Source organism: Flavobacterium gyeonganense, from assembly GCF_029625295.1.
Taxonomy (GTDB): domain Bacteria; phylum Bacteroidota; class Bacteroidia; order Flavobacteriales; family Flavobacteriaceae; genus Flavobacterium; species Flavobacterium gyeonganense.
Genome location: NZ_CP121112.1, coordinates 3,971,937 through 3,996,368, shown reverse-complemented (window position 1 = coordinate 3,996,368; position 24,432 = coordinate 3,971,937). Strand labels below are relative to the sequence as shown.

Below are 24,432 nucleotides of genomic sequence, written 5' to 3'. Positions count from 1 at the left end.
TTAAACTTTATCATAGAGCCACACTCGCAGCAATGAAAGCAGCTGGTCAATATCTACTGGCTTCGTGATATAATCTGAAGCTCCTGCCCTAATACATTTTTCGCGGTCTCCAGTCATCGCTTTTGCTGTAACTGCAATTAATGGCAAAGTTAAATATTTTGGGTTGCTTCGTATTTTTTCTGCTGTTTCATATCCATCCATATTTGGCATCATCATGTCCAGTAAAACAATGTCAGTATTTGGATTTTCTTCAAGCACTTTTATAGCTTCCTTACCATCAAATGCAGTTATTACATTCATTTTAAATACTTCAAGCGCTTTTGTCAACGAATAGATATTACGAACGTCATCATCTACGATTAAAACCGTTTTATCAAATAAAATATTATTCAGTAAATTCAGTTTTTTATGGTTTTCCTTTTTGCCTTCCGAACCTTTATTTTCTTCAACCAAATGCAGGAAAAGGGATACCTCGTCGAGCATTCTCTGATAGGAATGTGCCGTTTTAACGATTATAGAATCTGCATATTTTTTAATTTTTACTTCTTCTTTAAGGGATAAGCTTTTTCCGGTAAACACGATTACAGGAAGATTTTCTAAGCCGGGGCTTTTTTTAACGCCATCCAGGATTTCATAAGCCTGTTTGTCAGGAATTCCCATATCTAAAATTACGCAGTCTACGTCACTTTTATCAAGTGCTTTTAATCCTTCAGAAACTTCACTCTTAATTTCAGAATTGATATTATTACTTCCTAAAAAGTAAGCCAAAGCTTTGGCATGTTTAGGATTATCCTCAATAATCAGCACTTTTTGGGCCTCTTTACTGATGATATGTTCTATTCGCATAAAAACGTCAGGGATTTTTTCAAAAGCTACCGGTTTATCCAGAAAATCAACAGCACCTTTTAGTAAACTTTCCTGTTTTAGTTTATGTGAGGACATAATATGAACCGGAATATGTTTGGTTTGGGAGTTGTTTTTAAGTTCTTCCAAAATTTCCCATCCGCTTTTTACAGGCAATTCTATATCCAGCAACACACCGATTGGTTTATAGATCAGAGCAAAATTCACGGCATAATCTCCTCTTACAGCAACAACTCCTTTATATCCTTTTTCTCTGGTAAATGTTAACAATGATTTTGCAAAATTGATATCGTCTTCAACAATCAAAATAACTTTATCATCCTGTGAAATAGAATTTCGGTCATCTTCGATTTCATCCGGGATAACAGTACTGATATATTTATTTTTCTGATTTTCTGCATTAGCAGTTTCATTTGGTTCAATTTCTATTGGAGGTGTTTTTTCGACTGTTATTTTTTTATTTCGGAACCAAAAACAGGAAGGCATAGGGTAAAAGTACTTCCCTCGTTTACTTTACTATGCAAAATAATTTCTCCTTTAAGCAATTTGGCCAGTTCCCTGCTTATTGAAAGACCTAAACCGGTTCCGCCATATTTTCTTTTCGTAGAGCCGTCTGCCTGTTGGAAAGCTTCAAAAATCAATGGCTGCTTATCCAATGGTATCCCGATTCCGGTATCTTTTACAATAAAACAGATTATTTTATCATCGTCGTCATTCAACTTGATTTCTAAACTTACAGATCCTTTTTCTGTAAATTTAATTGCATTTGAAATTAGATTTTTAAGGATTTGCTCCAAACGCATTTTGTCGGTTTTTATAACTACAGGTGCATCTTTGGCGATGATTTCAAAGTCTATCTTTTTTTCTTTTGCTACTACTGAAAATAAATTTGACAGATTGTCTGTTATTTCTTTGGTTGAAACATCTAAAAATTCTAGTTCCATTTTACCGGCTTCAATTTTAGATAAATCCAGGATTTCATCAATTAAGCCTAACAAACTGTTTCCTGAACTCTGAATCACTTTAGCAAACTCAATTTCTTCGGAATTCATGCTTTTGTTGTTATTCTCAGCTAATAAGCGGCTTAAGAGCAAAATAGAATTCAAAGGAGTCCTTAACTCATGTGACATATTTGCTAAAAACTCCGACTTGTAACGTGTGGTAAGTTCCAATGCTTCAGATTTTTTCTGAATTTCAGTATTTCTTTCTTCTAATAACACACTTCGTTCTGATAGTTCTTCATTAGTCTGTTCCAGCTCCTCCTGCTGCACCCTTAATTCTTCTTCTGAAGCCTGTAGCTTTTCAGTCTGGGTTTCTAATTCGGCGTTCATAGCTTCCAATTCACTATGCTGAATTCTTAACTCTTCTGATTGTGCCTGGGTTTCCTCGAGAAGTTCCAAAACACGTTTTCTGTTTCGGGTTGATTTTATGGCAATCGCTATATTATTAGAAACAGTCTGTAGAAATTCTAAATCAATTTCAGTAAACTCTTTTACGTTTGCTAATTCAAAAGCACCTTCAATTTTGGTATCAATTAAAGGGACAGCAACAATATGTTTAGGTTTTATTTCACCAAGGGCATAGGTAATCTGAACATCATTTTCAGAAAAGGATTTTAATTCCAGTATTTTTCTTGAAGCCACACATTGCCCAATCAATCCCTCTCCCTTCTTGATATGTTCCCTGCTTTTGTTGGGAAGATAACTGTAACCCGAAATTGCATACAATTCATCACCTTCTGTTGAATAAATAACGCCAGCACTGCTTTTCGTATATTGGCATAAAAATTCAATAACGTCTTTCGATAGTGTTTCGAGTTCCTTATCTCCAATCATCACATTATTTAGCTGGGCAATACCGGTTTGCAGCCATTCTTTTTGAGACAATAAATCAAAAGATGATTTTAAGGAAATCCCCATACTGTTTAAAGACTCTCCAACGCTACCTAATGCATCAGAGTTTGTATCATCGACCCTTATATCGTAATTGCCCTGTGAAATATTAGATGCAACTGTACTTATTGCGTGAATTCTTTCAGCAGTTTCCCTGTCCTTTTTTTCTAACTCTTCCTGAAGAAAAGAACGTTCATTATAATCTTTTAAAATACGCAGCAAGAACATTATCGTTATAATAAAAGCGATTATGAAAGCTGCAATAATTAAAATAAAACTATAGTTACCATATCGCTGAGAATTGGCATTTCGTTCCTTTAAAAGTACCTGTTCAGTATTTTCAATGCTTTTGTAGTACGCACGAAGTTCATCCATCATTTTCTTTCCTTCGTTCAGATCAAAAGTAGCAGTTTGTCCGCCCAGTCGTTTTTTTACCACCAGATTGTGAAGGTATTTGTAAAAAACATTTGTACGTTCCTTTACTTCTTTTAGGTTTCTTTGCTGGGAAGGATTATCTTGTGTGAGTTCGTCCATTATGCCAAAAATCTTATCCGATCTTTTTTCGGCATCATTGTAATGGTCCAGAAACTGTTCGTTTCCGGTTATTAAATAACCCCGCATACTGGTCTGGGCATCGGTAAGTATTGATATACCTTCATTAAGATTATAAATCACTTCCTGAGTGTGATTTACCCAGTAGTTGCTGTTTAAAAGGTTTCTTATACTTAAAAATGAAGCTGTAGAGCTTATCATTAATATAAATAAAGAAACTAATGAGCTGATTAATAAATTTCTTTTAAAGTTGTTTTGCTTCATATAAAATTATTTTATTTCCTGATATTCTAAAGGTAAAACCATAATAAAGCTTGCCCCTTTGCCTATTTGGCTTTTGGCAGTAATTAGTCCGTTATGTTTTTCGATTATTTTTTTTGCAATTGCAAGTCCAATACCTGTTCCTTCATAGCTTTGACGATCATTAAGGCTCTGAAAAATGATAAAAATCCTGTCCAGGTAAATTTCATCAAAACCAATTCCGTTATCTTTTACAGTGATACGGCAATAGTCTCCGTTTGGAGAAGGTTTTGCATCGAAATCTTTGGTTTCAATCAATTCTGAAGTGATTTCGATTATCGGATTTTCGGTATTATTAGAAAACTTAAGGGCATTTCCGATCAAATTTTGGAAAACCTGCCTCAGCTGGCTCGGAATACTGTCTATAGTTGGAAGTACATTTGTTTTTATTGTAGCGTTTTTACGCTCGATCAGATAATCAAAATCAGAAAGCACTTCTTGCAAAACTTCATTTAAATCTGTTTTTTCAGGCTGTACCTTTGCAGATAACCTTGAATAAGCCAGTAAATCAGTGATTAACGTCTGCATTCTTTCAGCTGATTTAATAGTTCGGTTCACATAATCAACCGCTTTATCATCTTTGGCAAGATATAAATCTTTAATGATTTTAATAAAAATCTGAATCTTTCGGATTGGCTCATTCAAATCATGTGAAACTACCCATGCAAACTGCTGAAGCTCATGGTTTTTAAGTTCCAGTTCTTCGTTCTTTATTATTAATTCTTTGGTTCTTTCTGTAATTTTTATTTCCAGGTTATCCTGCGCTTCTTTTCTGATTTTGATTTCTTTAGACAGAAGCTCTTTCATTTCTCTTAACTGATTCTGCTGTTCGTAAATCTTTAGGAATGTTTTTACTTTTAAAATCAGCAAATCAGAGTCAACCGGCTTCGTAATATATTCTACTGCACCGGTTTCATAACCTTTAAAAATATATTTTTTTTCTATATTAAGTGCTGAAAGAAAAATAACAGGAATATCTTTTGTTTTTTTATTTCCGGAAAGGATTTTCACTACCTCAAAACCATCCAGTCCAGGCATCTGAACATCCATTATGATGAGGGAATAATTTATCTGTAAAATTTTCTTTAATGCCTCTTCACCTGATTCTGCGGTGTCTACATCGATATTATGCAGCTCTAAAGTTTTTTTAGGGCAAGTATATTTGCCTTTATATCGTCTACAATTAATACCATCTATTTGTAAGCTAAAGTGTTATAGTTACAGTAAATTTTGAAAATTTACTTCTAAGTTAAATTTTATAAAATCTCAAATATATCTAAAAAAAATTAACACTTTTTTTATTTAAAAACATATTAATTACATAATTCCCATATTGAAATTATTTATAAATCAAAAGACCTTTTGCGACAATCTAAAATTCTTTTAAGTCAATAATTACTGGGGGTTAGGGCTATTTTAGTAAAGTATTGTAAAAAAAATGAGTCATGAAAAAGATAAAAATATTTCCTGAACAAAAACAAAATTTGCCAGGAAACGAACATTTGATGAATCCTGAACCAGAAATTATTAAAGAAAATTATAATGGAAGCGGAAAACTTTTGGGAAAAGTAGCCTTTATAACCGGAGGTGACAGTGGAATTGGGCGAAGTGTTGCAGTTCATTTTGCCAGAGAAGGTGCTAACATAGCTATTGTTTATCTCAAAGAGGATAAAGATGCTCAAAAAACAAAAGAGCTTATTGAGAAAGAAGGTCAGCAATGCCTGCTAATAAGTGGTGATCTGAAAGATGAAAAATTCTGTAAAAGCGCCATAAAAAGCTGTGTAAAAACTTTTAGTAAAATAAACATAATTGTAAACAACGCAGCAGTTCAGTTTCCTCAGAATGAACTTGAAAAGATTACTGCAGCACAACTTCAAAAAACATTCGAGACCAACATTTACCCCTATTTTTATATTACTAAAGCCGCTTTACCCTTTTTAGATAAAGGTGACAGCATTATAAATACAAGTTCGGTTACGGCTTACAGAGGAAGCGAACATCTTTTGGATTATTCGAGTACAAAAGGTGCCATTCTAACTTTCACCAGATCATTGTCAACCATGCTGGCAAAAAGGCAAATCAGGGTTAACGGAGTGGCTCCCGGACCTATCTGGACACCGTTGATTGTTGCAACATTCGATAAGGTTTCTGATTTTGGAAAAGACAATCCAATGGGGCGTGCAGGTCAGCCGTCTGAAGTTGGTCCGGCTTATGTTTTTTTAGCTTCTGAGGACAGCAGTTACATTACCGGCCAATTTATTCACATTAACGGCGGTGAACTTGTGGGAGGCTAACTTAAAAAATCAAAATTATGAATTACATTGATCTGATTGGTCTTTTTGCGGGTATTTGCGTAACCATTTCGGTAATTCCACAAATTATAAAGGTCTGGAAAACAAAAAAGGTAAAGCAAATTTCACTGCTTACCTTTGGCGTCCTGACATTTGGAATCGCTATATGGGTTGTTTACGGGATTTTGAAAAAAGATTTGCCTGTAATCGTTACGAATAGTGTTTCTTTGTTCTTAAATTTAATTATGGTTTATTTCCTAATTTACTACGAAAAAGAACAATAAGCATAAAACTCTCTAATAAAAAAAACAGCTTCGGTAAAAGCTGTTTTTTTCAATATATAAGGCTTATTAGCTAACTAGTTTTTGATTGTATGATTTATTAAAGGACAAATGATATTTTTCTTTTAATAATCTTGGAAAATAATTTCGTCCTGATAAACCAGCTCCTGAGAATATTTCAAGAACATTAAAGTTCGAAACTCTTTTTAGCTCTACTATTTGTCTGTTTGCCAATGATAAAATTGGCTGTATATTTTTTCTATATCCATAAATATGCTGGTCAAGTTCGATTTGAAGGATATTTTCTAAAATTCGATATTTCAAGAGGTTCTTAACGATTCCTTTTTGAGGAAGAGCATTGAACTCTTTAATTTTTTCAGTAACTTTTGAATTTTGCTGACCCACATAGATATAATTTCCAGACTTGCTTACAAATCTGTTTTTTAAATCTAAAAATAATTTGCTGTTTTCAGATACTGCTGCATGATAGGTATTATTACAAATCATAGCAAACTGTATATGCTTATACCCTTCAAAATACAAAACACTATTAATATTAGAAGTATTTCGTATGATACCTGTTTGATTCGGTTTTATTGTTTTTCTTTCGCCGTTAATCCCGAAGCTATGTGTGACATTACCTTCAAAACAATACGTAAACAGAATTGGTGAATTAGCAAATGACTCCATACTCAATTCAATATCTTCATTAAAAACAATATCAAACTGAATGTATGAAATTTGTTTATTAAGCGTAATACCACTTATAGTTCCGTTTGCATTTTTGGACTTGACTTTTAAGTTGTACTGATTGTTTTCTAAAGTCAAAGTTCCATTAAGACTATCTTTAAGATCGTTAAAAATGGTATTAATTCCGCCTGTATTTAAGTAAAGTTTTTTCATTTGATAATAATTAAAAGTTCAAATAATTAAGTGTTCAAATTTTTAACTATTACATAATCATCTTCTTTTGAACAATTCAAATTTCGTCCAACTACAAATATTTAGTGTTATATAATTTTTCGTACAACTTTCATAATTAATACTTTATAAAAATTCCTGCAAAAACAAAAACAGCTGCTCCAGACACAATGTCCAAAACAGCTGTTTTTTCAGCAAAATAAAAAAATCCTTAACCTATTTATCTATAAATCTAAAATTACTTTTAAGTGAGCTTTTGTATATCCGCATTCGCCGAATAATTTTTTTCTGGTATGTCTTTAAAAAATTCAGCCGCTTCTAAATCCCCGGAAGGTCCATATCCTAATAAATAAGTCCCTTTTTTCTCATCTCCTGTTTCTATAACATATAAAATAGACATATCCTCAGGATTGCTCATTCCTTCATATCGATGATGGGCAACAATAAAAATTTCTTCAGGCTGATAAGCATATTTCGATTCGGTTTCTAAGAGGACTCCGTCCTGAAATAAAAAATTACAGCAATATCCTTTTTTTGATATTCATCAAGATATTCTAATTCATGTTTTGAAAGTTCGTTTTTCATGGCAATTTGAATTATTTGATTTATTTTAAAGTTTCCCAAACCTTACTTAGCAAAGTTCATCCTTTTAAAACCGACGTTTTAACTCAAAAAATTTTTTTTATCTCATTCAGATGATCTGTTAAAAATGTAAAAAGTACAATTTTTAAGAACTTTATGGTCTAAGAATTTATTTATAAATCACTACATTTATTGATTCTAAGCATCATCTCTTTTTTTTATAATATTCAATTAAAAATGATTCACACTAATCAGGATTTCCTGGCAAAAGGCGGGGAAATGGGAGAATTAATAAGGGCTAAAGACTGGAGTAAAACTTTAGTTGGTCCTGTTGAGAAATGGCCACAAAGTCTAAAAACAACACTTGGCACACTTTTAAATTCGAAATTCCCTATGTTTTTATTCTGGGGATCTGAACATATTTGTTTTTATAATGATGCTTATCGCCCAAGCCTCGGAAATGAGGGAAAACATCCTTTTATTTTAGGTGAGAAAGGAGCTGATTTCTGGCCTGAAATCTGGGGCTTCATAAAACCTCTTATTGACAACGTGCTTATAAATGGAGAAGCAACCTGGCATGAAGATCAATTGCTGCCCATTTACAGAAACGGAAAAATGGAAGATGTATACTGGACTTTCAGTTACAGCCCGGTAAACGACGAATCAGGTAAACCGGCAGGTGTTTTAGTTATTTGCAATGAAACAACAGATAAAGTCAATCTGGTCAAAAAATTAGAAGAAAGCAACAAACGTTATCTTAATAACATTCTTCAGACACCAAATGCAATGTGTATTTTTAGAGGCAAGGAATATGTTGTTGAAATAGCCAATGCACGTATGCTGGAAATTTGGGAAAGAAAGGAACATGAAGTTATAAACAGACCTATTTTTCAGGCACTTCCGGAAGCTGCAGGTCAGGGACTGGAGGCTATTTTAAACAATGTATATACAAATGGTGAAACTTTCAGGGATTATGAACTCCCGGTACGATTAACAAGAAATGGTAAGATTGAAAACACTTTTATAAATGTTGTTTATGAACCTTTAAAAGAGCCTGACGGAACTATCTCTGGAATTGTAGCCATTGCAAATGATGTTACTACACAGGTTTCTGCCCGAAATAAAGTAGAAGAAAGTGAAAAAAAATTCAGGAATACTATAAAACAGGTTCCTGTTGGAATCGCAATTTTAAAAGGAAACGATTTAGTAGTAGAAACAGCAAACGACACCTACCTTAAGATTATTGATAAAAGTAAGGATAAAATTCTGGACAAGCCGCTTTTTGAAGCAGTACCGGAAGCAAGAAAAACAGTTTATCCTTTACTTTCAAAAGTTTATAAAGATGGAACACCTTATTATACGGATGAACTTGCGGTAACTTTAAACCGTCATGGCAAGGAAGAATTAGGTTATTTTAATTTGGTTTTCTATCCTTTAAAGGAAGAAAATGATGAGATTACCGGAGTTATTACTGTTTGCTATGAAGTAACAGAAGCTGTAAAATCACGTCATCTTTTGGCAGAAAGTGAAAAAGCATTCCGGAAATTTGTAATGGAATCACCGCTAGCCATGACGATCTTCAGGGAGAAAACCATGTCATTGAAATAGCAAATGATGCAATGATGGAAAAAATCTGGCAAAGAAAGACAGATGAAACAATTGGGAAACCTATTCTGGAGGTATTCCCTGAACTATTGGATCAAAAATATCCCGAACTCTTAAATGATGTCCTTTCTAAAGGAATAACAATTCGTGAAAATGAATCAATAGCTTACATTCAACAGAAAGAAAAACTGGAAAAATTTTATCTGGATTATCAATATACTCCTCTTTTTGAAAAAAATGGGACGGTAAATGGAATAATGATTACTGTTTATGATGTGACAAATAAAGTGGAAGCCCGCAAAAAAGTAGAAGTCGCTGAGCAAAGAACAAGACTGGCTATTGAAATTGCCGAAATTGCCACCTGGGATTTAGATTTTCTAACAGACAACATTATTTATTCTGAAAATTTACCGCAAATTTTCGGGCAGGAAAAAGGCAGCGTCATAACACGCCAAAAAATTAAAAGACAGATACATAAAGACGATCTCCCTGTTTTGAAAAAAGCATTCGGACTTGCACTTCAGACAGGTATTTATAAATATGAGTGCAGGATCATCAAACCAGACGCTGAAGTGTGCTGGATCAGAGTTCACGGTAAACTCTTTTTTGATGAAAATAAAAATATTACTAAAATGCTCGGAACTGTTTTAGACATTACCGATGAAAAAAACAGCCATCAAACCTTAATGAAAAGTGAGGAAAAATTCAGACTTCTTGCAGATTCTATGCCTCAGCACATATGGACCAGCGACCCATTGGGGAATTTGAATTACTTTAATAAATCTGTTTATAAATACACGGGATTATTTATAGATGATTTAAAAGAACAGGGATGGATTCAAATTGTGCATCCTGATGACCAGAAGGAAAATATCAATAGTTGGATGGAGGCTGTAAAAACCGGTAACGACTTTTTGTTTGAACACCGTTTCAGACGTTATGACGGTGAATACAGATGGCAGTTAAGCCTGGCAATAGCCCAGAAAGATGAATATGGAAATATACAAATGTGGGTAGGCACCAGTACAGATATTCAGGATCAGAAAAACTTTACGGATAAACTTGAAAGAGAAGTTTCTGAACGTACTGCACAATTAGAGCTTAAAAACAGGGATCTTATTAATATGAATATCGAACTGCAGTCATTTGCTTATATCTCAAGTCATGATTTGCAGGAACCACTTCGAAAAATTCAGACTTTTGCCAGCCGCTTGTCTGACCTTGACGAACAGAACATTTCGGCAAAAGCCAAAACATATTTAGGCAGGATTGAAGTTTCTGCGAAAAGAATGCAGACTTTAATTCAGGATTTGCTCACGTATTCCAGAACTAATTCGGCTGAGAGGGTATTTGTAAAAGCTAATTTAGATGAAATTGCCGAAGAAGTGCATAGCGATTTTTATGAGCGTATTGAGGAAAAAAAGCTATTGTCAATTTTCACCCTTTAGGTGAAGCTACTATTATTACATTTCAATTCAGACAATTATTACACAATCTGATTGGAAATGCGCTTAAATTTTCCAGAAATGGAATTGCTCCTATTATAGAAATTAAAGCAGACAGAATTATAGGAAGTAAAATAAATATACAGGTCGATTTTCCTGATAAAATGTATTACCATCTTCAGATATCTGACAATGGAATTGGTTTCGAGCCGGAATACAAAAACCGCATTTTCGAAGTTTTTCAACGTCTAAATACTGAAAGTGAATTTACCGGAACCGGAATTGGATTGGCAATAGTAAAAAAAATTGTAGAAAACCATAAAGGAATCATAACTGCTAATGGCGAAAAAGACAAAGGAGCTACTTTCGATATTTATTTACCAGAATTATAAAAGACTTTATGATTTATAAACAAAATTACCTATTGTCGGAATAAAATTTTCCCAGTCTATTTCCAATGCATGATTAATTGATTTCACAATATCTTTCATCAGTACAGGCTTGGTTATAAATAAATTAGCCCCCAGAACACGGCATTTTTCAATGATTCCGGGCTCATTTGAAGTAGAAAAAATAATAATAGGGATATTTATTTTGAAATCACCGTTACGCAGTTCGGCCAAAACATCAAAACCGTTTTTCCCTGGCATGTTCAAATCTAAAAAGACAACAGTTGGAACTGGCGGCGGATTATAAATTGCACTTAACAATTTTTCGCCTCCAGTATAAGTTTGTAATATTATTTTTTTTTGTAATGAGTCCACAGCGTCTGCAAAAATACTTAAATCATCCTCGTCATCATCCGTGTAGAATATAATTATATCATTCATAAGTATTCCTGAAGTTAAATCTACCCCAAAGATAGAGAATAAAATAGAATTATCACTAAATTCTTAATTTCTGGAAAAGTTAAAAATAGAAATATCATAATCCTTAAAATGAATTATATAACTATAAAAAAGAGAAAATTCTGAAATTTATTTTGATATGTATTTAAAATAATCATTAAAAATAAAGTCATGGGAGATCAAAAAGACCTTAAAAATACTTCTGCAGCTGAAAAAATAAAAGATTTAGCTGAAGACATTAAAACTTGTATACTGTGTACTTACAAAGAAGGAAAATTACAATCACGACCAATGTCATTTCAGGAAATTGATGAAGATGGAAATATTTTTTTCTTATCAGATAAAAACAGTAACAAGAATGCCGAAATTAACGAAAATTCAAAAGTTGAATTAGTATTTGCACAACCGCACGATAAATTTCTTTTCCTTCACGGCAACGCTTCTGTTTCTTACGACAGAAAAAGAATTAAAGAATTATGGAATCCAATTATTAAAGTCTGGATGACCGGTGGTGAAGACGATCCTAACCTTAGTATCATAAAATTTGTTCCTGAAGATGGTTATTACTGGAATAATAAGCATGGTAAAATGGTCGCAATTGCTAAAATGACAGTTGCTTTTGTTACCGGAAAAACTATGGATGACGGAATTGAAGGCAATCTCAAATTATAATTTTTTTATAAAGTGGCAACTAAAGTAATTGCCACTTTTTTTTATATTTTTTTGAATTCCAAAGCATTTAAAATTCCTTTTGTACTGGCTGTATTATTAAAATACACAAAGGCATTTTGGTGTTCCAGCTTATTCTTTACCTGATGTAGTTGGGCTGCAGAATAACCCGAGTAAAAAAGCTCTTTATTACCATGCAACCTGATATAAACTAAAGGGAATTCAGTAAAAATAGTCTGCGGAAGATTTGGATAACTAACGCTACAGAAAGTAATATTATTTTCCAGAAAGGTTGCCCAGACATCATCATTCCACCAGCTTTCATGTCTAAATTCAATAACATTTTTAAATTCCGGATCTAAATTGACTATTATATTGTTAAGCCTTTCCGTGCTGTAGTGATATCTGGGCGGAAACTGAAACAAAATACAGCCTAATTTTTCTTTTAACCCATTTTTTGAAACAGCATAAAAGTCTTCGATAAGGTTCTTACAATTTTCAAATTTTTTAATATGTGTAATTTCTTTGGGAGCTTTAACAGAAAATATAAAATTATCTGGCGCTTTTTTGTACCAATTTTCGAAAATCTTTATTGTTGGGAATTTATAAAAACTGCCATTAAATTCATATGTATCGAAATGTTCACAATAGTATTCAAACCATTTAGATACCGGAAGATTTTCAGGGTAAAAAACACCTTTCCAAAAGCGGTTATTAAAACTGGAACAGCCTATTAAAACTTCATCTTTCATTGATGTAATTTTTGACAATTAGTACAAAAGAAACTTCTTCTCTTTTTAGTGCCTGTATATTTCTTTACAAGAGGTAGTTTGCAGCGTACACAAGTCTTTTTTGTGTGGGCAAGCCAATGTTTTTTTAGTTCATAATTTTTCTTCCAATCGAGAAACTGGAAACTGTAAACAACGCTCTCATCAATAAGGCTTTCGATATCCTTTTTCGGAATTTTACCAACCCGAGATTCCGGGTGGATTTTACATCGGTACAAGACCTCATTTTTGATGATGTTTCCTACTCCTGAAAATATATTCTGTTCCAGCAAAGCATCACAAATCATCTGTTTCGGAATCTTATCCAGACTTTTTTTTGCTTTCTCTGGATTCCACTTTTCATTCATAACATCTTCTTCCCAATCATAATGAAGATTGATATCCCCTTCTAAAATTTTAATAGAACAAGTGTAAAAATTGATTTCTCCATCGGCAAAAACCAGTCTTAATCTTGGTACCGTTTCTTTTCTTTCGTTAATCCGATAAGTACCAAACATCAGCATATGTATTTTAACAGTAAAGTCATCGAAGCAAATTAAAAAATGTTTGCCCCAGGTTTTAAACTCACGTATCGTTTTCTTTTTTAACCTCAAAATATCAATACTGCTATTCCCGGAAACATCGATGATTTTTTGCCCCGAAAATTGCTGTACTGCTTCTTTTAATATCACTATAGATGGACCTTCCGGCATAATTCATTTAATTTAAATTAAAAAAAGCGCAGCAGGACTGCACTTTTTTTAATAATTTTGAAATTACTCCAATTCTGCTGCTTCAACATTTATTGTATTAACAGCAACCTCAGTAAGTTTTTTGTCTGCTTCTTTTTCTTCATCAAGCGTTTGCTCTAATAGGGCTGCTGCTGCTTCAAATCCTAATGTCTCGGCAAATTGTCTTAGTGTTCCGTAAGTGGCAATTTCGTAATGTTCAATCTTTTGACTCGCTGCAATTATTCCTGCATCACGTACAACTCCCACTTCTGTTTCTTCTATAATTCCTTTCCCCTCTTCAATTAATCCTTCCATAGCATCACATTTTTTGGCCGCCGCTTTTTTGCCTATCAACTCAAAAACTTGTTCCAGACGGATAATATGTTCTTCTGTTTCGGTGAGATGAGAATTTAATGCTTCGATTAAATCAGCTGAAGTAGCATTTTTTACCATTGTTGGAAGCGATTTGGCCAGAGCTTTTTCTGCCCAGTAAATATCTTTCAGACTATCTTCAAACAATTCTGTCAATCCCGATGCAGCATTGGACTTTGCTTTTGTCGTATCACTTCTTTTTGCTTTTTCTACAGTTTCTTTTTGTTGCTTATTATCAGTTTTCATAATGCTATATTTTTATCCTTATTACTTTTAATTATTTCAAAATTAGACTGTTAAACGAAGTATATATTTATATCATTTAGATTCAAAGTTTCAAGATAAACACCTGTATATTATGAAACGAGACAGACAAATCGTGTAAGGTTTTCCCTTGAAATGATAGATAAATTTGTAATATCAATTTATTAAAAGCAAATATCATGAAAACACATATCACATATCATACTAATAAATACAACGATTACGAAAACGCGCAATTGTACTTTCAACAAAAATTTCAGGGAGGCTTTTTAGATCCTGAAGCTGCTTTGCTAATCGAAAAAGCGATTGATAAACTGCTGAAAAAGGACAACATAGTTAGAAATGAGAACATTCCAAACGACGGAAGCATCAGTGAAGAAGAATATGTAAAAAAACATCAGGAAGACGATAATTATTACCAACCTGAAAAACCGGAACAGGAAGAAGAAGGCATACAAAATGATGAGAACTTAGATTATGACGAGTTAGAACAACGAAATGACTGATCATAAGCTAAATTAATTAAGAACACTAAAAACTACTATTATGAGCACTATAGATCAAAATACTACGGATAAAAATATCCTTATGAATGAGGAATTATATCAAAACAATGATCAGAGACAAACTAACAGAGAAATCGCAGAACAGGGATTTGCAGTTCGAAATGGTCATGACCCAAACAAACCAAATCCGGATGAACGAATCACAAATGATGAAGACGATTTAGACGACTTAAATGATGATTTTCATGCAGACAGAGATTTAGAAGGCGACGACAATTTAGACGACATGGATGAAGAAATCGATCTTGACGGCGATGAAAGAGTGGTTAATGACGAGTTTGACAATCCTTCTGATTCATTCGAAAACACATTTAATGAAGCAGAAGAAGATCTGGAAGATATCGATCAGGATGAAGAAGAAATTGAAGAAGAGGACAATTACCAATATCAGGAAGATGATATTCAGCAAGAAGAAAATGAGGAAGACTATCCTGCAAACGACCCTAGAAAATTCTAAACTTTAGAAATACCACAAAAAAACCGTTAGAATTCTAACGGTTTTTTTTATTTGCAGCAATTAATTTAATCACCAATTTTTTCAAGAGGAGGAATATCATCCATTTTTTCAAGTCTTTCCGCCAAACCAGCCCTTGCTTCTGCCAGTTCTTCTTCGGCTTTAATCAGTTCCTTGTACCACTTGTCTTTTTCAAAACTGTTTGAACTTTCTATTTTACGCATGATTTCATAGATTTCACCTTCAGCCTCCATCACTTTTAATCTTTTATAATAAGTCAGGCTTTCTGTCATATGAGCCAGTGCAATCATAGCTGTTAAAAAAGGATGATTATTGGTCACATTTACATCTTTGATTTTACCGTGCTCCAATTCAACTTTTAAAGCAAATGCAAATTCCTCCATATTAAAAGCTTCATATTTGCCCTCCGGATTTAAATATGCTTTTATGGCTTCAACATTGTTCATCGTAGAAAGATCAACGTCAGTTTCTTTTTCATCACTAAGGTCTTTAAAAACAAGTCGTCCAATTACCCTTGCTTCTTCAATAGTAGGGTCATTTTCCGAATTTTCAAAATCACGAACCGACCAGTCCCAGTTTTCTGGATGGACAGGTTTTATGTATTTTTCGCAAAAATCCGTCACATCATTCTTCAAGCTTACCATTTCATCTTCACGCTTTATGTACACATCCTGATAAGCACCACTTTTAGTTCCCATAATTCTATTTTCATTTTAATTAAAAACGACACATTTACCGAAATACATGTGTCGTTTTTTCTGATATTTTTAAATACTGTTTTAAATTTTTCTTCTGCCGCTAATCAAAGACAACAGGAACAATACGATAAATATAAAGAATAATACTTTCGCTATACTTGCAGCTCCGGCAGCTATACCCCCGAAACCAAATATTCCGGCTACTATAGCCAGGATAATAAAAATGACTGTCCAACGTAACATAATATTGATTTTTTTAGTTAATACTGATTTTGTTTGTTACTCAAATTTCGAATTTTAACAAGAATTCGATTAACTCAAAACATTATTTTTTTATCTCTATCGAATGTCATTCTTAATCTGGATTAAGTTGGTTTTGACTTATATAAACTATTTTTGTACTATAAATATCTTTATGATGAAAAAATATGACTTTTTAATATTGGGTAAAAATCAGCCTATACTTGAAATTTTACTTCGACTGGTAAATGCTAATGAAAATTGGAGTGCCGTTGGGTTCAGTGATGAAGAATTGGCCAAAGATTATTTTTTACAGCATAAGGTTGATTTTGTTTTGTTAAGTTCTGCTATTGAGGATCATGTCGAAAAAGAATTTGCAGCATTTTGTTTAAAAGCACATCCGGGAGTTGAAGTTATAGAGCATTTTGGTGGAGGAAGCGGATTATTGCAATCTGAAATTTATGACCGGTTGTTTAAGAAAGGAGAGCTTTAAAAATGGAGAAAAAGTATTCGGTTGCGATTTATCCTTCGCAGCATGTTATTGATGCTGTCAAAACAATGAAGGATTATTTAAAAAGCAAAATCAACTGGTACAATAGCTGTAACTCTACTGCGCATATTACGATTTGCGAATTCACAATTGACGATTCTCAAATCGATAGTTTTAAACAAAAACTTTTTAAAACCTGCGATACTTTTACTCCTTTCACCGTTTATCTGGATCATTTTTCTTTTTATGAAAACAGCGGTGCCTTTTTTATTGCCCCAAATGAAATTTCTAAAAATAATCTAAAACCAGCGATGAAAAAGGTTCAGGAAACTTTGAAATCATTAAAATTAAAAAAAAGTGATGATCCGCACCTGTCGATTGGAAGAAAACTCACAGCTGAAAATCTCAAAATAGCTTCACAACTTTTTACTACTATTAAAATTGAATTTTTGTGTAAACAAATTGTTTTACGAGAGCTGGATCCTGTTAAAAAACAGTTTTTTGTTATTGACACTTTTACATTTAACGGAAATGCAAAACCTGAATTTGTTCAGGGAAGTTTGTTTTGATTTTGTAAAATGTTAGAAGTTAGAAAGTGAATAATAATTAGTTTTACATTCACATTCTACATCTCACAATTAGTTTCCGTATATTTGAATTTTACAATTCAAACTTATGAAATCATTAGACTCTTTTTACAAGGATATTACCGAAGGCTCAACTGTAGAACCAAATTCATTATTGCCAAGTGATATTCAGAAAGAGATTGGTCATTTTAATGTTTTTGATATCAAAGATCTTTTAGAAAGGCTTTCCAGTAAGTGCTCCGCCATGCCTTATGACCGACGAGCCTATTACAAAATAAGTTTAATTCGGGGGAAAAACAGAGCAGAATATGCCGACAAAATAATCGAAATTGAAAAGCAGGGGCTTTTGTTTGCCACACCCAGGATCCCTTACAATTATATCCCTCAGGAAACCAATCAGGCTGGACAATTTTGTGTATTTTCGAGTGAATTTTTATCAAAAAATAAAAGCGGGATTGATTTAAACGAACTACCTATTTTTGCTTCAGACGGCTATCCCGTTTTCCAGCTTTCGGATGAAGAAGTTTCAGAAGTAGAATTGATTTTCAATAAAATACAAAAAGAAATCAACTCTGATTATGTCTATAAATATGATTTGATTCGGAATTATGTCGCTGAGTTAATTCACTTTGGACAGAAATTACAGCCCATTACAGCATTGTATTCCAAACATAATTCGGCTGCAAGGGTCTCTTCTTTATTTGCAGAATTATTAGAAAGACAGTTCCCAATAGAATCTCCGCATCAGCGTTTAGAACTCAGAACCGCCAAGGATTTTGCAGAAAGGCTATCAGTTCACGTTAATCACTTAAACAAAGTTTTAAAGGAAAACACAGGAAAGACTACAACAGAATTAATTAGCTCCCGATTAACAAGCGAAGCCAAAATTCTTTTAAAACAAACCGACTGGAATATTTCTGAAATTGCCTATTCGCTGGGTTTTGAAGAACTGGCACATTTTTCGAATTTCTTTAAAAAACAAACTTCTTTAACACCTTTGGCTTTTAGAAGTTAGTTTTTGGTTTCATGTTTAATGTTTCAATTTGGAAATTTTGGAATTTGAGATTGATATTGTCATTGTCATTAATTTTTGAACTATGATTTGAATTTCGCAAACTTCTGTTTGATATTTACAATTTCCCAACTCTGCTTTGCTTATACCTTTGTCATATCAATTTAAAATAAAATATAAAATGGCAGTAAATACAAAAATCGCCTTGGTAACAGGCGGAAGCAGGGGTTTGGGAAAAAATATGGCAATCGCAATTGCAAAAAAAGGAATTGACGTAATTATTACTTATAACAGTAAAAAAGACGAAGCTGATGAAGTAGTCAAAGAGATTGAAACTTTAGGTCAGACAGCAGCTGCAATTCAGTTAAATGTTGCTCATTCCGCTGCTTTTGATTCCTTTATTGAAAACGTTTCAACTGTTCTGAAAAACACTTTCAAAACAAATAAATTCGACTTTTTGGTAAACAATGCCGGAATCGGAATTCATAATTCATTTGCAGAAACTACTGAAGATGAATTTGACCTCCTGACTAATATTCATTTTAAAGGCCCTTTCTTTTTAACCCAAAAAGCATTACCCATACTAAACGATGGCGGCGGAATTGTAAATATCTCAAGCGGTCTGGCAAGATTTTCATTTCCGGGTTATGCTGCTTATGCTTCGATGAAAGGTGCTATCGAAACCCTGACACAATATCAGGCAAAAGAACTGGGCGAAAGAAAAATCAGAGCCAACATAGTGGCTCCCGGTGCTATTGAAACTGATTTTGGCGGAGGCGCTGTTCGTGACAATGATGAAATAAACCAAATGATTGCCGGCTTAACCTCTTTAGGAAGAGTTGGTCTTCCTGATGATATTGGCGGTGTAGTTGCCTTTTTATGTTCTGAAGAATCCCGTTGGGTAAATGGACAGCGTATTGAGGTTTCGGGAGGAATATTTTTATAATATTTTAGAAACTCAACCTGTTTTCAACACACAGAAACATAGATTTTTCTTTTTTAAAAAAGTTAAAAAAGAGAAACTCATTTCTCAACACATAGCTATTCACTTTTTGAATAAGTTAAGCACTTTTTTACGCTTACAAAAGCTATGTTTCTATCTGTTTAAATTAACACTATACTTCTTTAAAAACAAAACCCGATAAGCTAAAACTTATCGGGTTTGTCGTTTAAATATCTGAATTAGTAAGTAAGCACATTTAATTTTTTTCGATACTCACATCAAATCCTCCGTTTTTATCAAAAATGAGATCGTAAAACTTTGAATCTTTTTCGACTCCAACTTCATAAGTAGTTTGATTTTTATCATCAACCACTACTGCAATTTCTTTTATTGCTTTTGCCGGATAATTTTTCTTCAGGTAAGTCTGTGCTTTTACCGGCAGTTTACTTAACGGAATCTGTAGCTCATACGCTTTCATATTTCCTGAGTTGTCATAAATCGCCAACGCTTTTATAGTATTGTCTACATTGTATTTAGCCTCGTAGCGGATTTCATCATTATCATCTCCAACGTATTCTTCAGACCAGACCGGTATTTTTCCAGGGTATTCTTTTTCAAAAGCAACTCTTACCAGTTCTGGAGGAATTACTGTCTTTTTGATATTCGTTCCTTCCTGTGCCATTAGAAAACTAAAGCTAAACAATGCGAAAATTAAAGATACTCTTCTCATTTTTCTATCATCAAAATTAATAATCAAAAAAAAACAGTAATAAATTTACTACTTATAAATGAATTAAAAATAAAGATGTAATGAAAATTTAAGCCTGAATAAAAAATTAATATGATTTTATTAAGTTAAACAGGTAACTTTTCCCCCTATTACCCGTCTAATTTTCAAACCAAATCATAAACAATGAAAGACAACACAAAATTTGAAACTTGTCCACAACTCTATGCCAGAATTGCTGGTTTATTATATCTCCTTATTATTATTGCCGGATTTTTTGCTGAAACCTTTGTTAGAAATAAATTATTTGTTTCAGGAGATGCAACAGCTACTGCTAACAACATCATCAATTCTGAGTTTTTATGGAAAATTGGCATTACCGCAGATTTGATTATGCAGGTGTGCGATCTGCCTGTCATGATAATTCTTTATTATTTACTTAGACCTGTAAACAAAAAACTGGCACTTTTAAATCTTTCTTTTAATCTCATCCAGACAGCTGTTTTAGTGGCTAACAAATTAAACCTGCTGGCAGCCTTATTTTTTTTGGGTGATGCTGCTTATTTAAAATCCTTTAGTCCCGATCAATTGCATACCTTATCTTATCTTTCTATAAAATTGCACGACTTTGGCTTCGGCGTGGGATTGATCTTTTTTGGTTTTGTATGTCTTATCGAAGGGTATTTAATTTACAAATCCGGATATTTCCCTAAAGTATTCGGAATGCTGATGTCCATCGCCGGATTTTGTTATCTTCTAAACAGTTTTGCTTTAATTCTTTTTCCGCAGTTTTCCAGTATTCTATTATTGATGCCTTGCCTTATCGCAGAATTAGCACTTAGCTTATGGCTTATTTTTAAAGGAGTCAACCTTCCTGTTTGGAAAGAAAAGTTAGCAGTTAGCTAATCTAAAATAAAATCAGAATCAAAAAAGCCTGCAGGAAATGAATCTTAGCAGGCTTCTTTTTTGAAATAACTGAATTAGTAAGCACTTATTTCTGAACTTTTATATATGGTCTTTATTCTTCAGTCGGTCGGTCAATTCTCGTCGATAGGTAATACCAACCGGAAGTTTTTCATTTTTTATCACCACAAAATCTTTTTCACTTTCTTCAATTTTATCCAATGCTACAATATACGATTTATGAATGCGCATAAAACTTTTTTCAGGAAGGCATTTTTCTAATTCTGTAGTAGTACTTGAAGCCAGATACGTTCTTTTTAAAGTATGGATTTTTACGTAATTGCCAAAACTTTGTGCAAACAAAAGCTGGTCTAATTCGATATCCATAAAATAACCATCTACTTTTACACTAACCGAATTTATTACTTCCTCTTCCCTGCTTTTTACATTTTCTGTTGCAAAAAAACGGTCAATAGCTTTTAAAAACCTTGGAAAATAAATAGGTTTCAAAAGATAATCAATCACACCGTAATCATAGCTTTCCAAAGCAAATTCAGAATAAGCTGTTGTTAAAATCGTTTTGGGATGCGTTGGAATAATCTTGAGCAATTCCATTCCTGAAATTTCAGGCATATTGATATCCAGAAACATCAGATCGACTTTGTTTTCGCGCAGATAATCCATAGCTTCAACGCCATTATAGCCCTGAAAAACGAGTTCCAGCTGTGGATTTTGTTTGATATAATTGGCCAGAACATAATGTGCTGCCGGCTCATCATCAACGATAATGCATTTTTTAGTCTCCTTCATCATACAAACTTTTTCAGTTGTAATTTCAAATCAACGATGTAGGTGTTTTTATCTTCCTGAATATTCAATTTGTATTCTTTTCCATAAATCAAATTCAAACGTTCTTTGGTATTTTTTAAACCAATTTTAGTCGATACAACATCTGTTTTTTTATTCGGAATTGAATTTACAACGTGCAAATGCAGTAAACCGTTTTCGACTGTAACAATAATGCGAACATAACATTTTTCGATGGCGCAGGTTCCATGTTTAAAGGCATTTTCGATAAATGCAATTAATAACATTGGTGAAACTTTATAGGCGTTTTCGTTGTCAATTTTGCAATCGTACGTAATATCACAGCGATAGCCTACGCGTTCTTTTTCAAGCTGCACATAACTGTTTATAAATTCCAGTTCATCTTCAAGTGATACACATTGTTTGTTGTTGCTTTCCAGCTGATAACGCATCAGTTGTGACACTTTCATAATCAGATCTGGCGTTCTTTCGGGAAATTCTAAACTAATCCCGTAAAGTGTATTAAAAGTATTGAATAAAAAATGGGGATTCAGTTGTCCTTTTAATGAGTTTAGCTGCATTTCATTAAACAGCAAGGTTTCATTGGTTTGTTTTCTGTGGATTCTGTAGAATTTAAACACAATTATCGGACTCAAAATACAAACCAGAGTCCCCAAAACACTTGCCAATTGATAGACATAACTTCTTTGATGCGAATTTTGGTAGAGATGACAATTGCTAAACATCTTCAGCATGGTAATCTCGTACAGTAAAACCGAAAAGACAAATACACCAAAAAGGGTTAGAAACACATATGTTAAAGGACGTTGTGTTTTGAATAATATAGGAAGAAGAAAAAAGCGGTTGAACTGGGCGTGCATGTATAAAACGAAGTAGAAAAAAACACCCATTAAAATAGAAGTAAAAGAACTAAATAACATCCAGTCATTCTTCAAAGTATAAATTGTAAATGAGAAGAGGACAACGGCAATTTCCTGCCACCATTTGTTGTCCAGTATGTTATCAAATTTTTTATTCATTTTTAAAATTAAATAGTTTACAAAGTACGGACAAATATTTAATTTCTTTTTCCAAAAAATGACAAATTCAATTGGTCATTTATTATTGCAGTACATCATTTAAGAAGGCATATATCGATACAAGTGAAATAATTTTGGACTATAATTTCACACTTTGAGTTTATGTATTTCAAAAAAATTACTTTATTATTTTTCTTGATTTTTGCCTCAATCGGTTATTCACAAACGTTGTCTTTAAAGGACGCTATTAAAACAGGCCTTGAAAACTACGGATCAATCAGAGCAAAAACCAATTATACGAATGCTTCACGGGAAACACTAAAACAGTCCAAACGCGATTACTTGCCTAATCTGAACTTGTCGGCTCAGCAAGATTATGGAACTGTAAACGGGCAAAACGGTCCACTTTATGGTTTTGGAGGATTGGGAGTGGCTTCATCAGGGCTTCCGCTTCCTGAACAAAACTGGAATTCAGCTTTTGGAGCACTTTATCTGGTCAACATGAACTGGGATTTTTTCACTTTCGGAAAAGCTAAGGAAAAAATCAACCTCTCTAAAATTGATGTTCAGGCCAAAGAACAGGATCTGAATCAGGAGAAATTCCAGCTGGAAATCAAAATTTCAGCAGCTTATTTGAATTTACTGGCAAGCCAAAGATTATTGATTTCACAGCAAAAAAACCTGAACCGAGCTGAAGTTTTCAAAAGAACCGCCGCAGCCAGAGTCAAAAACGGATTACTGGCCGGAGTGGATTCGACATTGGCTACAGCCGAAGTTTCGAAAGCTAAAATGGCACTGAATCTGGCTAAAAATTTCGTTAAAGAACAAAACAATAAACTGGTCGATTTAATGGGCGTTACGCCTCAGGATTTTGTTACCGATACCCTTTTTGTGAACCAGATTCCGAAAGCCTTATTATTGGCCGAAAAAACAACTGACAGCCTTCATCCGTTATTGCAATTATATAAAACCAGAATCGATTACAGCAATCAGCAGACGAAATTATACAAGCGATTTTATTATCCAACCATGAGTGCTTTTGGGATTTTGCAGACAAGAGCCTCGGGGTTTGACTCGGCTTATGCAACAGACCAGACAGCCTTTAACCGAAATTACTGGGATGGCGTAAATCCAGATCGTACCAATTATTTAATTGGAGTTGGAATTACCTGGAATCTGACCACACCGTTCCGAATGAGCAAACAGGTAAGTGCGCAGAAATTTGTTTCGCAAGGTTTACAGGAAGAATACGATCAGGCGGACAGGGAGTTAAAGTCGCAATTGAATTTTGCCGAAGATAAAATAAAAATCACGCTGGAGAATTACGCCGAAGCACCCATTCAGGTCAATGCGGCACAAAGAGCGTATCTTCAAAAATCGACTTTATACAAAAACGGTCTGACAGATTTGACAGACATCACACAAACGTTATTCACCTTAAACCGTGCCGAAATCGACCGTGATATCGTCAATAATAATGTGTGGCAATCGTATTTGCTAAAAGTAGCCGCAACGGGCAATTTCGACTTATTTATAAATGAATTTTAATTATAGATCCTA

Annotated in this window: 28 protein-coding genes; 14 read left to right on the top strand and 14 right to left on the bottom strand. The window is 33.5% G+C overall.

What is annotated here, in order from left to right:
• The 3 genes from P5P89_RS17300 to P5P89_RS17290 are packed head-to-tail and all read right to left on the bottom strand — an operon-like array spanning window position 1 to window position 4,733.
• Entirely contained in the window at window positions 1–1,350 is a 1,350-nt protein-coding gene (locus tag P5P89_RS17300; protein WP_278009437.1) for a response regulator, read from the bottom strand.
• Window positions 1,314–3,572, bottom strand: a complete 2,259-nt coding sequence (locus P5P89_RS17295; RefSeq protein ID WP_278009436.1) for a sensor histidine kinase — start codon at window positions 3,570–3,572, stop codon at window positions 1,314–1,316. Before P5P89_RS17295 ends, P5P89_RS17300 begins: the two co-directional genes overlap by 37 nt.
• 6 nt (window positions 3,573–3,578) lie before the next feature.
• Window positions 3,579–4,733: a hybrid sensor histidine kinase/response regulator gene (locus P5P89_RS17290; RefSeq protein WP_278012035.1), complete on the bottom strand. Its 1,155-nt coding sequence runs from the start codon at window positions 4,731–4,733 to the stop codon at window positions 3,579–3,581.
• Between the two features lie 320 nt (window positions 4,734–5,053).
• Between P5P89_RS17290 and P5P89_RS17285 the strand changes: the two genes are divergently transcribed.
• A complete protein-coding gene (locus P5P89_RS17285) occupies window positions 5,054–5,902 on the top strand; it encodes an SDR family oxidoreductase (RefSeq protein ID WP_278009435.1) in 849 nt (282 codons plus the stop codon).
• Between the two features lie 17 nt (window positions 5,903–5,919).
• Window positions 5,920–6,183: a SemiSWEET family sugar transporter gene (locus P5P89_RS17280; RefSeq protein WP_223682986.1), complete on the top strand. Its 264-nt coding sequence runs from the start codon at window positions 5,920–5,922 to the stop codon at window positions 6,181–6,183.
• 66 nt (window positions 6,184–6,249) lie between these two features.
• Here P5P89_RS17280 and P5P89_RS17275 read toward each other — a convergent pair whose 3' ends face one another.
• A complete protein-coding gene (locus tag P5P89_RS17275) occupies window positions 6,250–7,083 on the bottom strand; it encodes a hypothetical protein (RefSeq protein WP_278009434.1) in 834 nt (277 codons plus the stop codon).
• 262 nt (window positions 7,084–7,345) lie between these two features.
• Complete coding sequence (locus tag P5P89_RS17270; protein ID WP_278009433.1) at window positions 7,346–7,519, bottom strand: hypothetical protein; 174 nt, start codon at window positions 7,517–7,519, stop codon at window positions 7,346–7,348.
• 401 nt (window positions 7,520–7,920) lie between these two features.
• On the opposite strand from P5P89_RS17270, the gene P5P89_RS17265 reads away from it, so the two are divergent.
• From P5P89_RS17265 to P5P89_RS17255, 3 genes are read left to right on the top strand one after another with little or no spacing between them, the layout of a single operon-like run.
• Window positions 7,921–9,291, top strand: a complete 1,371-nt coding sequence (locus tag P5P89_RS17265) for a PAS domain-containing protein (RefSeq protein WP_278009432.1) — start codon at window positions 7,921–7,923, stop codon at window positions 9,289–9,291.
• A gap of 11 nt (window positions 9,292–9,302) precedes the next feature.
• A complete protein-coding gene (locus P5P89_RS17260; RefSeq protein ID WP_278009431.1) occupies window positions 9,303–10,736 on the top strand; it encodes a PAS domain-containing sensor histidine kinase in 1,434 nt (477 codons plus the stop codon).
• Entirely contained in the window at window positions 10,715–11,125 is a 411-nt protein-coding gene (locus tag P5P89_RS17255) for a sensor histidine kinase (RefSeq protein ID WP_340696551.1), read from the top strand. Before P5P89_RS17260 ends, P5P89_RS17255 begins: the two co-directional genes overlap by 22 nt.
• A gap of 6 nt (window positions 11,126–11,131) precedes the next feature.
• On the opposite strand, the gene P5P89_RS17250 is transcribed toward P5P89_RS17255, so the two are convergent.
• Window positions 11,132–11,563 carry a response regulator gene (locus P5P89_RS17250; RefSeq protein WP_278009430.1) on the bottom strand — a complete coding sequence of 144 codons (432 nt, stop codon included), beginning with the start codon at window positions 11,561–11,563 and terminating at the stop codon, window positions 11,132–11,134.
• A gap of 189 nt (window positions 11,564–11,752) precedes the next feature.
• Here P5P89_RS17250 and P5P89_RS17245 point away from each other — a divergent pair, with 189 nt between their 5' ends.
• Window positions 11,753–12,253, top strand: a complete 501-nt coding sequence (locus P5P89_RS17245) for a pyridoxamine 5'-phosphate oxidase family protein (RefSeq protein WP_278009429.1) — start codon at window positions 11,753–11,755, stop codon at window positions 12,251–12,253.
• A gap of 41 nt (window positions 12,254–12,294) precedes the next feature.
• Here P5P89_RS17245 and P5P89_RS17240 read toward each other — a convergent pair whose 3' ends face one another.
• From P5P89_RS17240 to P5P89_RS17230, 3 genes are all read right to left on the bottom strand, one after another.
• Window positions 12,295–13,002, bottom strand: coding sequence for a DUF72 domain-containing protein (locus P5P89_RS17240; protein ID WP_278009428.1), 708 nt, complete (start codon window positions 13,000–13,002; stop codon window positions 12,295–12,297).
• Window positions 12,999–13,730: a DNA-formamidopyrimidine glycosylase family protein gene (locus P5P89_RS17235; protein WP_278009427.1), complete on the bottom strand. Its 732-nt coding sequence runs from the start codon at window positions 13,728–13,730 to the stop codon at window positions 12,999–13,001. Before P5P89_RS17235 ends, P5P89_RS17240 begins: the two co-directional genes overlap by 4 nt.
• Window positions 13,731–13,793: 63 nt before the next feature.
• Complete coding sequence (locus tag P5P89_RS17230) at window positions 13,794–14,366, bottom strand: YciE/YciF ferroxidase family protein (RefSeq protein WP_278009426.1); 573 nt, start codon at window positions 14,364–14,366, stop codon at window positions 13,794–13,796.
• 197 nt (window positions 14,367–14,563) lie between these two features.
• Between P5P89_RS17230 and P5P89_RS17225 the strand changes: the two genes are divergently transcribed.
• Together P5P89_RS17225 and P5P89_RS17220 are read left to right on the top strand one after the other, a co-directional pair.
• Window positions 14,564–14,890, top strand: coding sequence for a hypothetical protein (locus tag P5P89_RS17225; protein ID WP_278009425.1), 327 nt, complete (start codon window positions 14,564–14,566; stop codon window positions 14,888–14,890).
• Window positions 14,891–14,930: 40 nt separating this feature from the next.
• On the top strand, window positions 14,931–15,407 hold the full coding sequence (locus P5P89_RS17220) for a hypothetical protein (RefSeq protein ID WP_278009424.1): 477 nt from the start codon (window positions 14,931–14,933) through the stop codon (window positions 15,405–15,407).
• 65 nt (window positions 15,408–15,472) lie between these two features.
• Here P5P89_RS17220 and P5P89_RS17215 read toward each other — a convergent pair whose 3' ends face one another.
• Together P5P89_RS17215 and P5P89_RS17210 are read right to left on the bottom strand one after the other, a co-directional pair.
• On the bottom strand, window positions 15,473–16,123 hold the full coding sequence (locus tag P5P89_RS17215; protein WP_278009423.1) for a DUF5661 family protein: 651 nt from the start codon (window positions 16,121–16,123) through the stop codon (window positions 15,473–15,475).
• An 81-nt stretch (window positions 16,124–16,204) separates the two neighbouring features.
• Complete coding sequence (locus P5P89_RS17210) at window positions 16,205–16,366, bottom strand: DUF1328 domain-containing protein (protein WP_078230027.1); 162 nt, start codon at window positions 16,364–16,366, stop codon at window positions 16,205–16,207.
• 172 nt (window positions 16,367–16,538) lie between these two features.
• On the opposite strand from P5P89_RS17210, the gene P5P89_RS17205 reads away from it, so the two are divergent.
• From P5P89_RS17205 to P5P89_RS17190, 4 genes are all read left to right on the top strand, one after another.
• Window positions 16,539–16,856 carry a hypothetical protein gene (locus P5P89_RS17205; RefSeq protein ID WP_278009422.1) on the top strand — a complete coding sequence of 106 codons (318 nt, stop codon included), beginning with the start codon at window positions 16,539–16,541 and terminating at the stop codon, window positions 16,854–16,856.
• A gap of 2 nt (window positions 16,857–16,858) precedes the next feature.
• On the top strand, window positions 16,859–17,422 hold the full coding sequence (locus P5P89_RS17200) for a 2'-5' RNA ligase family protein (protein ID WP_278009421.1): 564 nt from the start codon (window positions 16,859–16,861) through the stop codon (window positions 17,420–17,422).
• A gap of 106 nt (window positions 17,423–17,528) precedes the next feature.
• The gene (locus P5P89_RS17195; protein WP_278009420.1) at window positions 17,529–18,455 is read left to right on the top strand and encodes a helix-turn-helix domain-containing protein; all 927 of its coding nucleotides are present in this window, start codon (window positions 17,529–17,531) and stop codon (window positions 18,453–18,455) included.
• Between the two features lie 178 nt (window positions 18,456–18,633).
• Window positions 18,634–19,398, top strand: coding sequence for an SDR family NAD(P)-dependent oxidoreductase (locus P5P89_RS17190; protein ID WP_278009419.1), 765 nt, complete (start codon window positions 18,634–18,636; stop codon window positions 19,396–19,398).
• A gap of 253 nt (window positions 19,399–19,651) precedes the next feature.
• On the opposite strand, the gene P5P89_RS17185 is transcribed toward P5P89_RS17190, so the two are convergent.
• Window positions 19,652–20,125 (bottom strand): PepSY-like domain-containing protein, encoded by a 474-nt coding sequence (locus P5P89_RS17185; protein WP_278009418.1) that lies wholly within the window; start codon window positions 20,123–20,125, stop codon window positions 19,652–19,654.
• A 183-nt stretch (window positions 20,126–20,308) separates the two neighbouring features.
• Between P5P89_RS17185 and P5P89_RS17180 the strand changes: the two genes are divergently transcribed.
• A complete protein-coding gene (locus P5P89_RS17180; RefSeq protein ID WP_278009417.1) occupies window positions 20,309–21,028 on the top strand; it encodes a DUF4386 domain-containing protein in 720 nt (239 codons plus the stop codon).
• Window positions 21,029–21,127: 99 nt separating this feature from the next.
• Here P5P89_RS17180 and P5P89_RS17175 read toward each other — a convergent pair whose 3' ends face one another.
• Together P5P89_RS17175 and P5P89_RS17170 are read right to left on the bottom strand one after the other, a co-directional pair.
• Complete coding sequence (locus P5P89_RS17175; protein WP_031454706.1) at window positions 21,128–21,835, bottom strand: LytR/AlgR family response regulator transcription factor; 708 nt, start codon at window positions 21,833–21,835, stop codon at window positions 21,128–21,130.
• The gene (locus P5P89_RS17170; protein ID WP_031454707.1) at window positions 21,835–22,872 is read right to left on the bottom strand and encodes a sensor histidine kinase; all 1,038 of its coding nucleotides are present in this window, start codon (window positions 22,870–22,872) and stop codon (window positions 21,835–21,837) included. Before P5P89_RS17170 ends, P5P89_RS17175 begins: the two co-directional genes overlap by 1 nt.
• A gap of 162 nt (window positions 22,873–23,034) precedes the next feature.
• Between P5P89_RS17170 and P5P89_RS17165 the strand changes: the two genes are divergently transcribed.
• A complete protein-coding gene (locus tag P5P89_RS17165) occupies window positions 23,035–24,420 on the top strand; it encodes a TolC family protein (protein ID WP_278009416.1) in 1,386 nt (461 codons plus the stop codon).
• The last annotated feature ends 12 nt before the right edge of the window (window positions 24,421–24,432 follow it).

Coding starts and splice junctions, on each gene's coding strand:
- P5P89_RS17170 (WP_031454707.1), bottom strand. CDS start 22,872: ATGAATAAAAAATTTGATAACATACTGGACAACAAATGGTGGCAGGAA.
- P5P89_RS17245 (WP_278009429.1), top strand. CDS start 11,753: ATGGGAGATCAAAAAGACCTTAAAAATACTTCTGCAGCTGAAAAAATA.
- P5P89_RS17230 (WP_278009426.1), bottom strand. CDS start 14,366: ATGAAAACTGATAATAAGCAACAAAAAGAAACTGTAGAAAAAGCAAAA.
- P5P89_RS17235 (WP_278009427.1), bottom strand. CDS start 13,730: ATGCCGGAAGGTCCATCTATAGTGATATTAAAAGAAGCAGTACAGCAA.
- P5P89_RS17210 (WP_078230027.1), bottom strand. CDS start 16,366: ATGTTACGTTGGACAGTCATTTTTATTATCCTGGCTATAGTAGCCGGA.
- P5P89_RS17175 (WP_031454706.1), bottom strand. CDS start 21,835: ATGAAGGAGACTAAAAAATGCATTATCGTTGATGATGAGCCGGCAGCA.
- P5P89_RS17200 (WP_278009421.1), top strand. CDS start 16,859: ATGGAGAAAAAGTATTCGGTTGCGATTTATCCTTCGCAGCATGTTATT.
- P5P89_RS17215 (WP_278009423.1), bottom strand. CDS start 16,123: ATGGGAACTAAAAGTGGTGCTTATCAGGATGTGTACATAAAGCGTGAA.
- P5P89_RS17300 (WP_278009437.1), bottom strand. CDS start 1,350: ATGCCTTCCTGTTTTTGGTTCCGAAATAAAAAAATAACAGTCGAAAAA.
- P5P89_RS17285 (WP_278009435.1), top strand. CDS start 5,054: ATGAAAAAGATAAAAATATTTCCTGAACAAAAACAAAATTTGCCAGGA.
- P5P89_RS17275 (WP_278009434.1), bottom strand. CDS start 7,083: ATGAAAAAACTTTACTTAAATACAGGCGGAATTAATACCATTTTTAAC.
- P5P89_RS17260 (WP_278009431.1), top strand. CDS start 9,303: ATGATGGAAAAAATCTGGCAAAGAAAGACAGATGAAACAATTGGGAAA.
- P5P89_RS17220 (WP_278009424.1), top strand. CDS start 14,931: ATGAGCACTATAGATCAAAATACTACGGATAAAAATATCCTTATGAAT.
- P5P89_RS17280 (WP_223682986.1), top strand. CDS start 5,920: ATGAATTACATTGATCTGATTGGTCTTTTTGCGGGTATTTGCGTAACC.
- P5P89_RS17180 (WP_278009417.1), top strand. CDS start 20,309: ATGAAAGACAACACAAAATTTGAAACTTGTCCACAACTCTATGCCAGA.
- P5P89_RS17225 (WP_278009425.1), top strand. CDS start 14,564: ATGAAAACACATATCACATATCATACTAATAAATACAACGATTACGAA.
- P5P89_RS17250 (WP_278009430.1), bottom strand. CDS start 11,563: ATGAATGATATAATTATATTCTACACGGATGATGACGAGGATGATTTA.
- P5P89_RS17240 (WP_278009428.1), bottom strand. CDS start 13,002: ATGAAAGATGAAGTTTTAATAGGCTGTTCCAGTTTTAATAACCGCTTT.
- P5P89_RS17205 (WP_278009422.1), top strand. CDS start 16,539: ATGATGAAAAAATATGACTTTTTAATATTGGGTAAAAATCAGCCTATA.
- P5P89_RS17185 (WP_278009418.1), bottom strand. CDS start 20,125: ATGAGAAGAGTATCTTTAATTTTCGCATTGTTTAGCTTTAGTTTTCTA.
- P5P89_RS17195 (WP_278009420.1), top strand. CDS start 17,529: ATGAAATCATTAGACTCTTTTTACAAGGATATTACCGAAGGCTCAACT.
- P5P89_RS17265 (WP_278009432.1), top strand. CDS start 7,921: ATGATTCACACTAATCAGGATTTCCTGGCAAAAGGCGGGGAAATGGGA.
- P5P89_RS17190 (WP_278009419.1), top strand. CDS start 18,634: ATGGCAGTAAATACAAAAATCGCCTTGGTAACAGGCGGAAGCAGGGGT.
- P5P89_RS17295 (WP_278009436.1), bottom strand. CDS start 3,572: ATGAAGCAAAACAACTTTAAAAGAAATTTATTAATCAGCTCATTAGTT.
- P5P89_RS17270 (WP_278009433.1), bottom strand. CDS start 7,519: ATGAGCAATCCTGAGGATATGTCTATTTTATATGTTATAGAAACAGGA.
- P5P89_RS17165 (WP_278009416.1), top strand. CDS start 23,035: ATGTATTTCAAAAAAATTACTTTATTATTTTTCTTGATTTTTGCCTCA.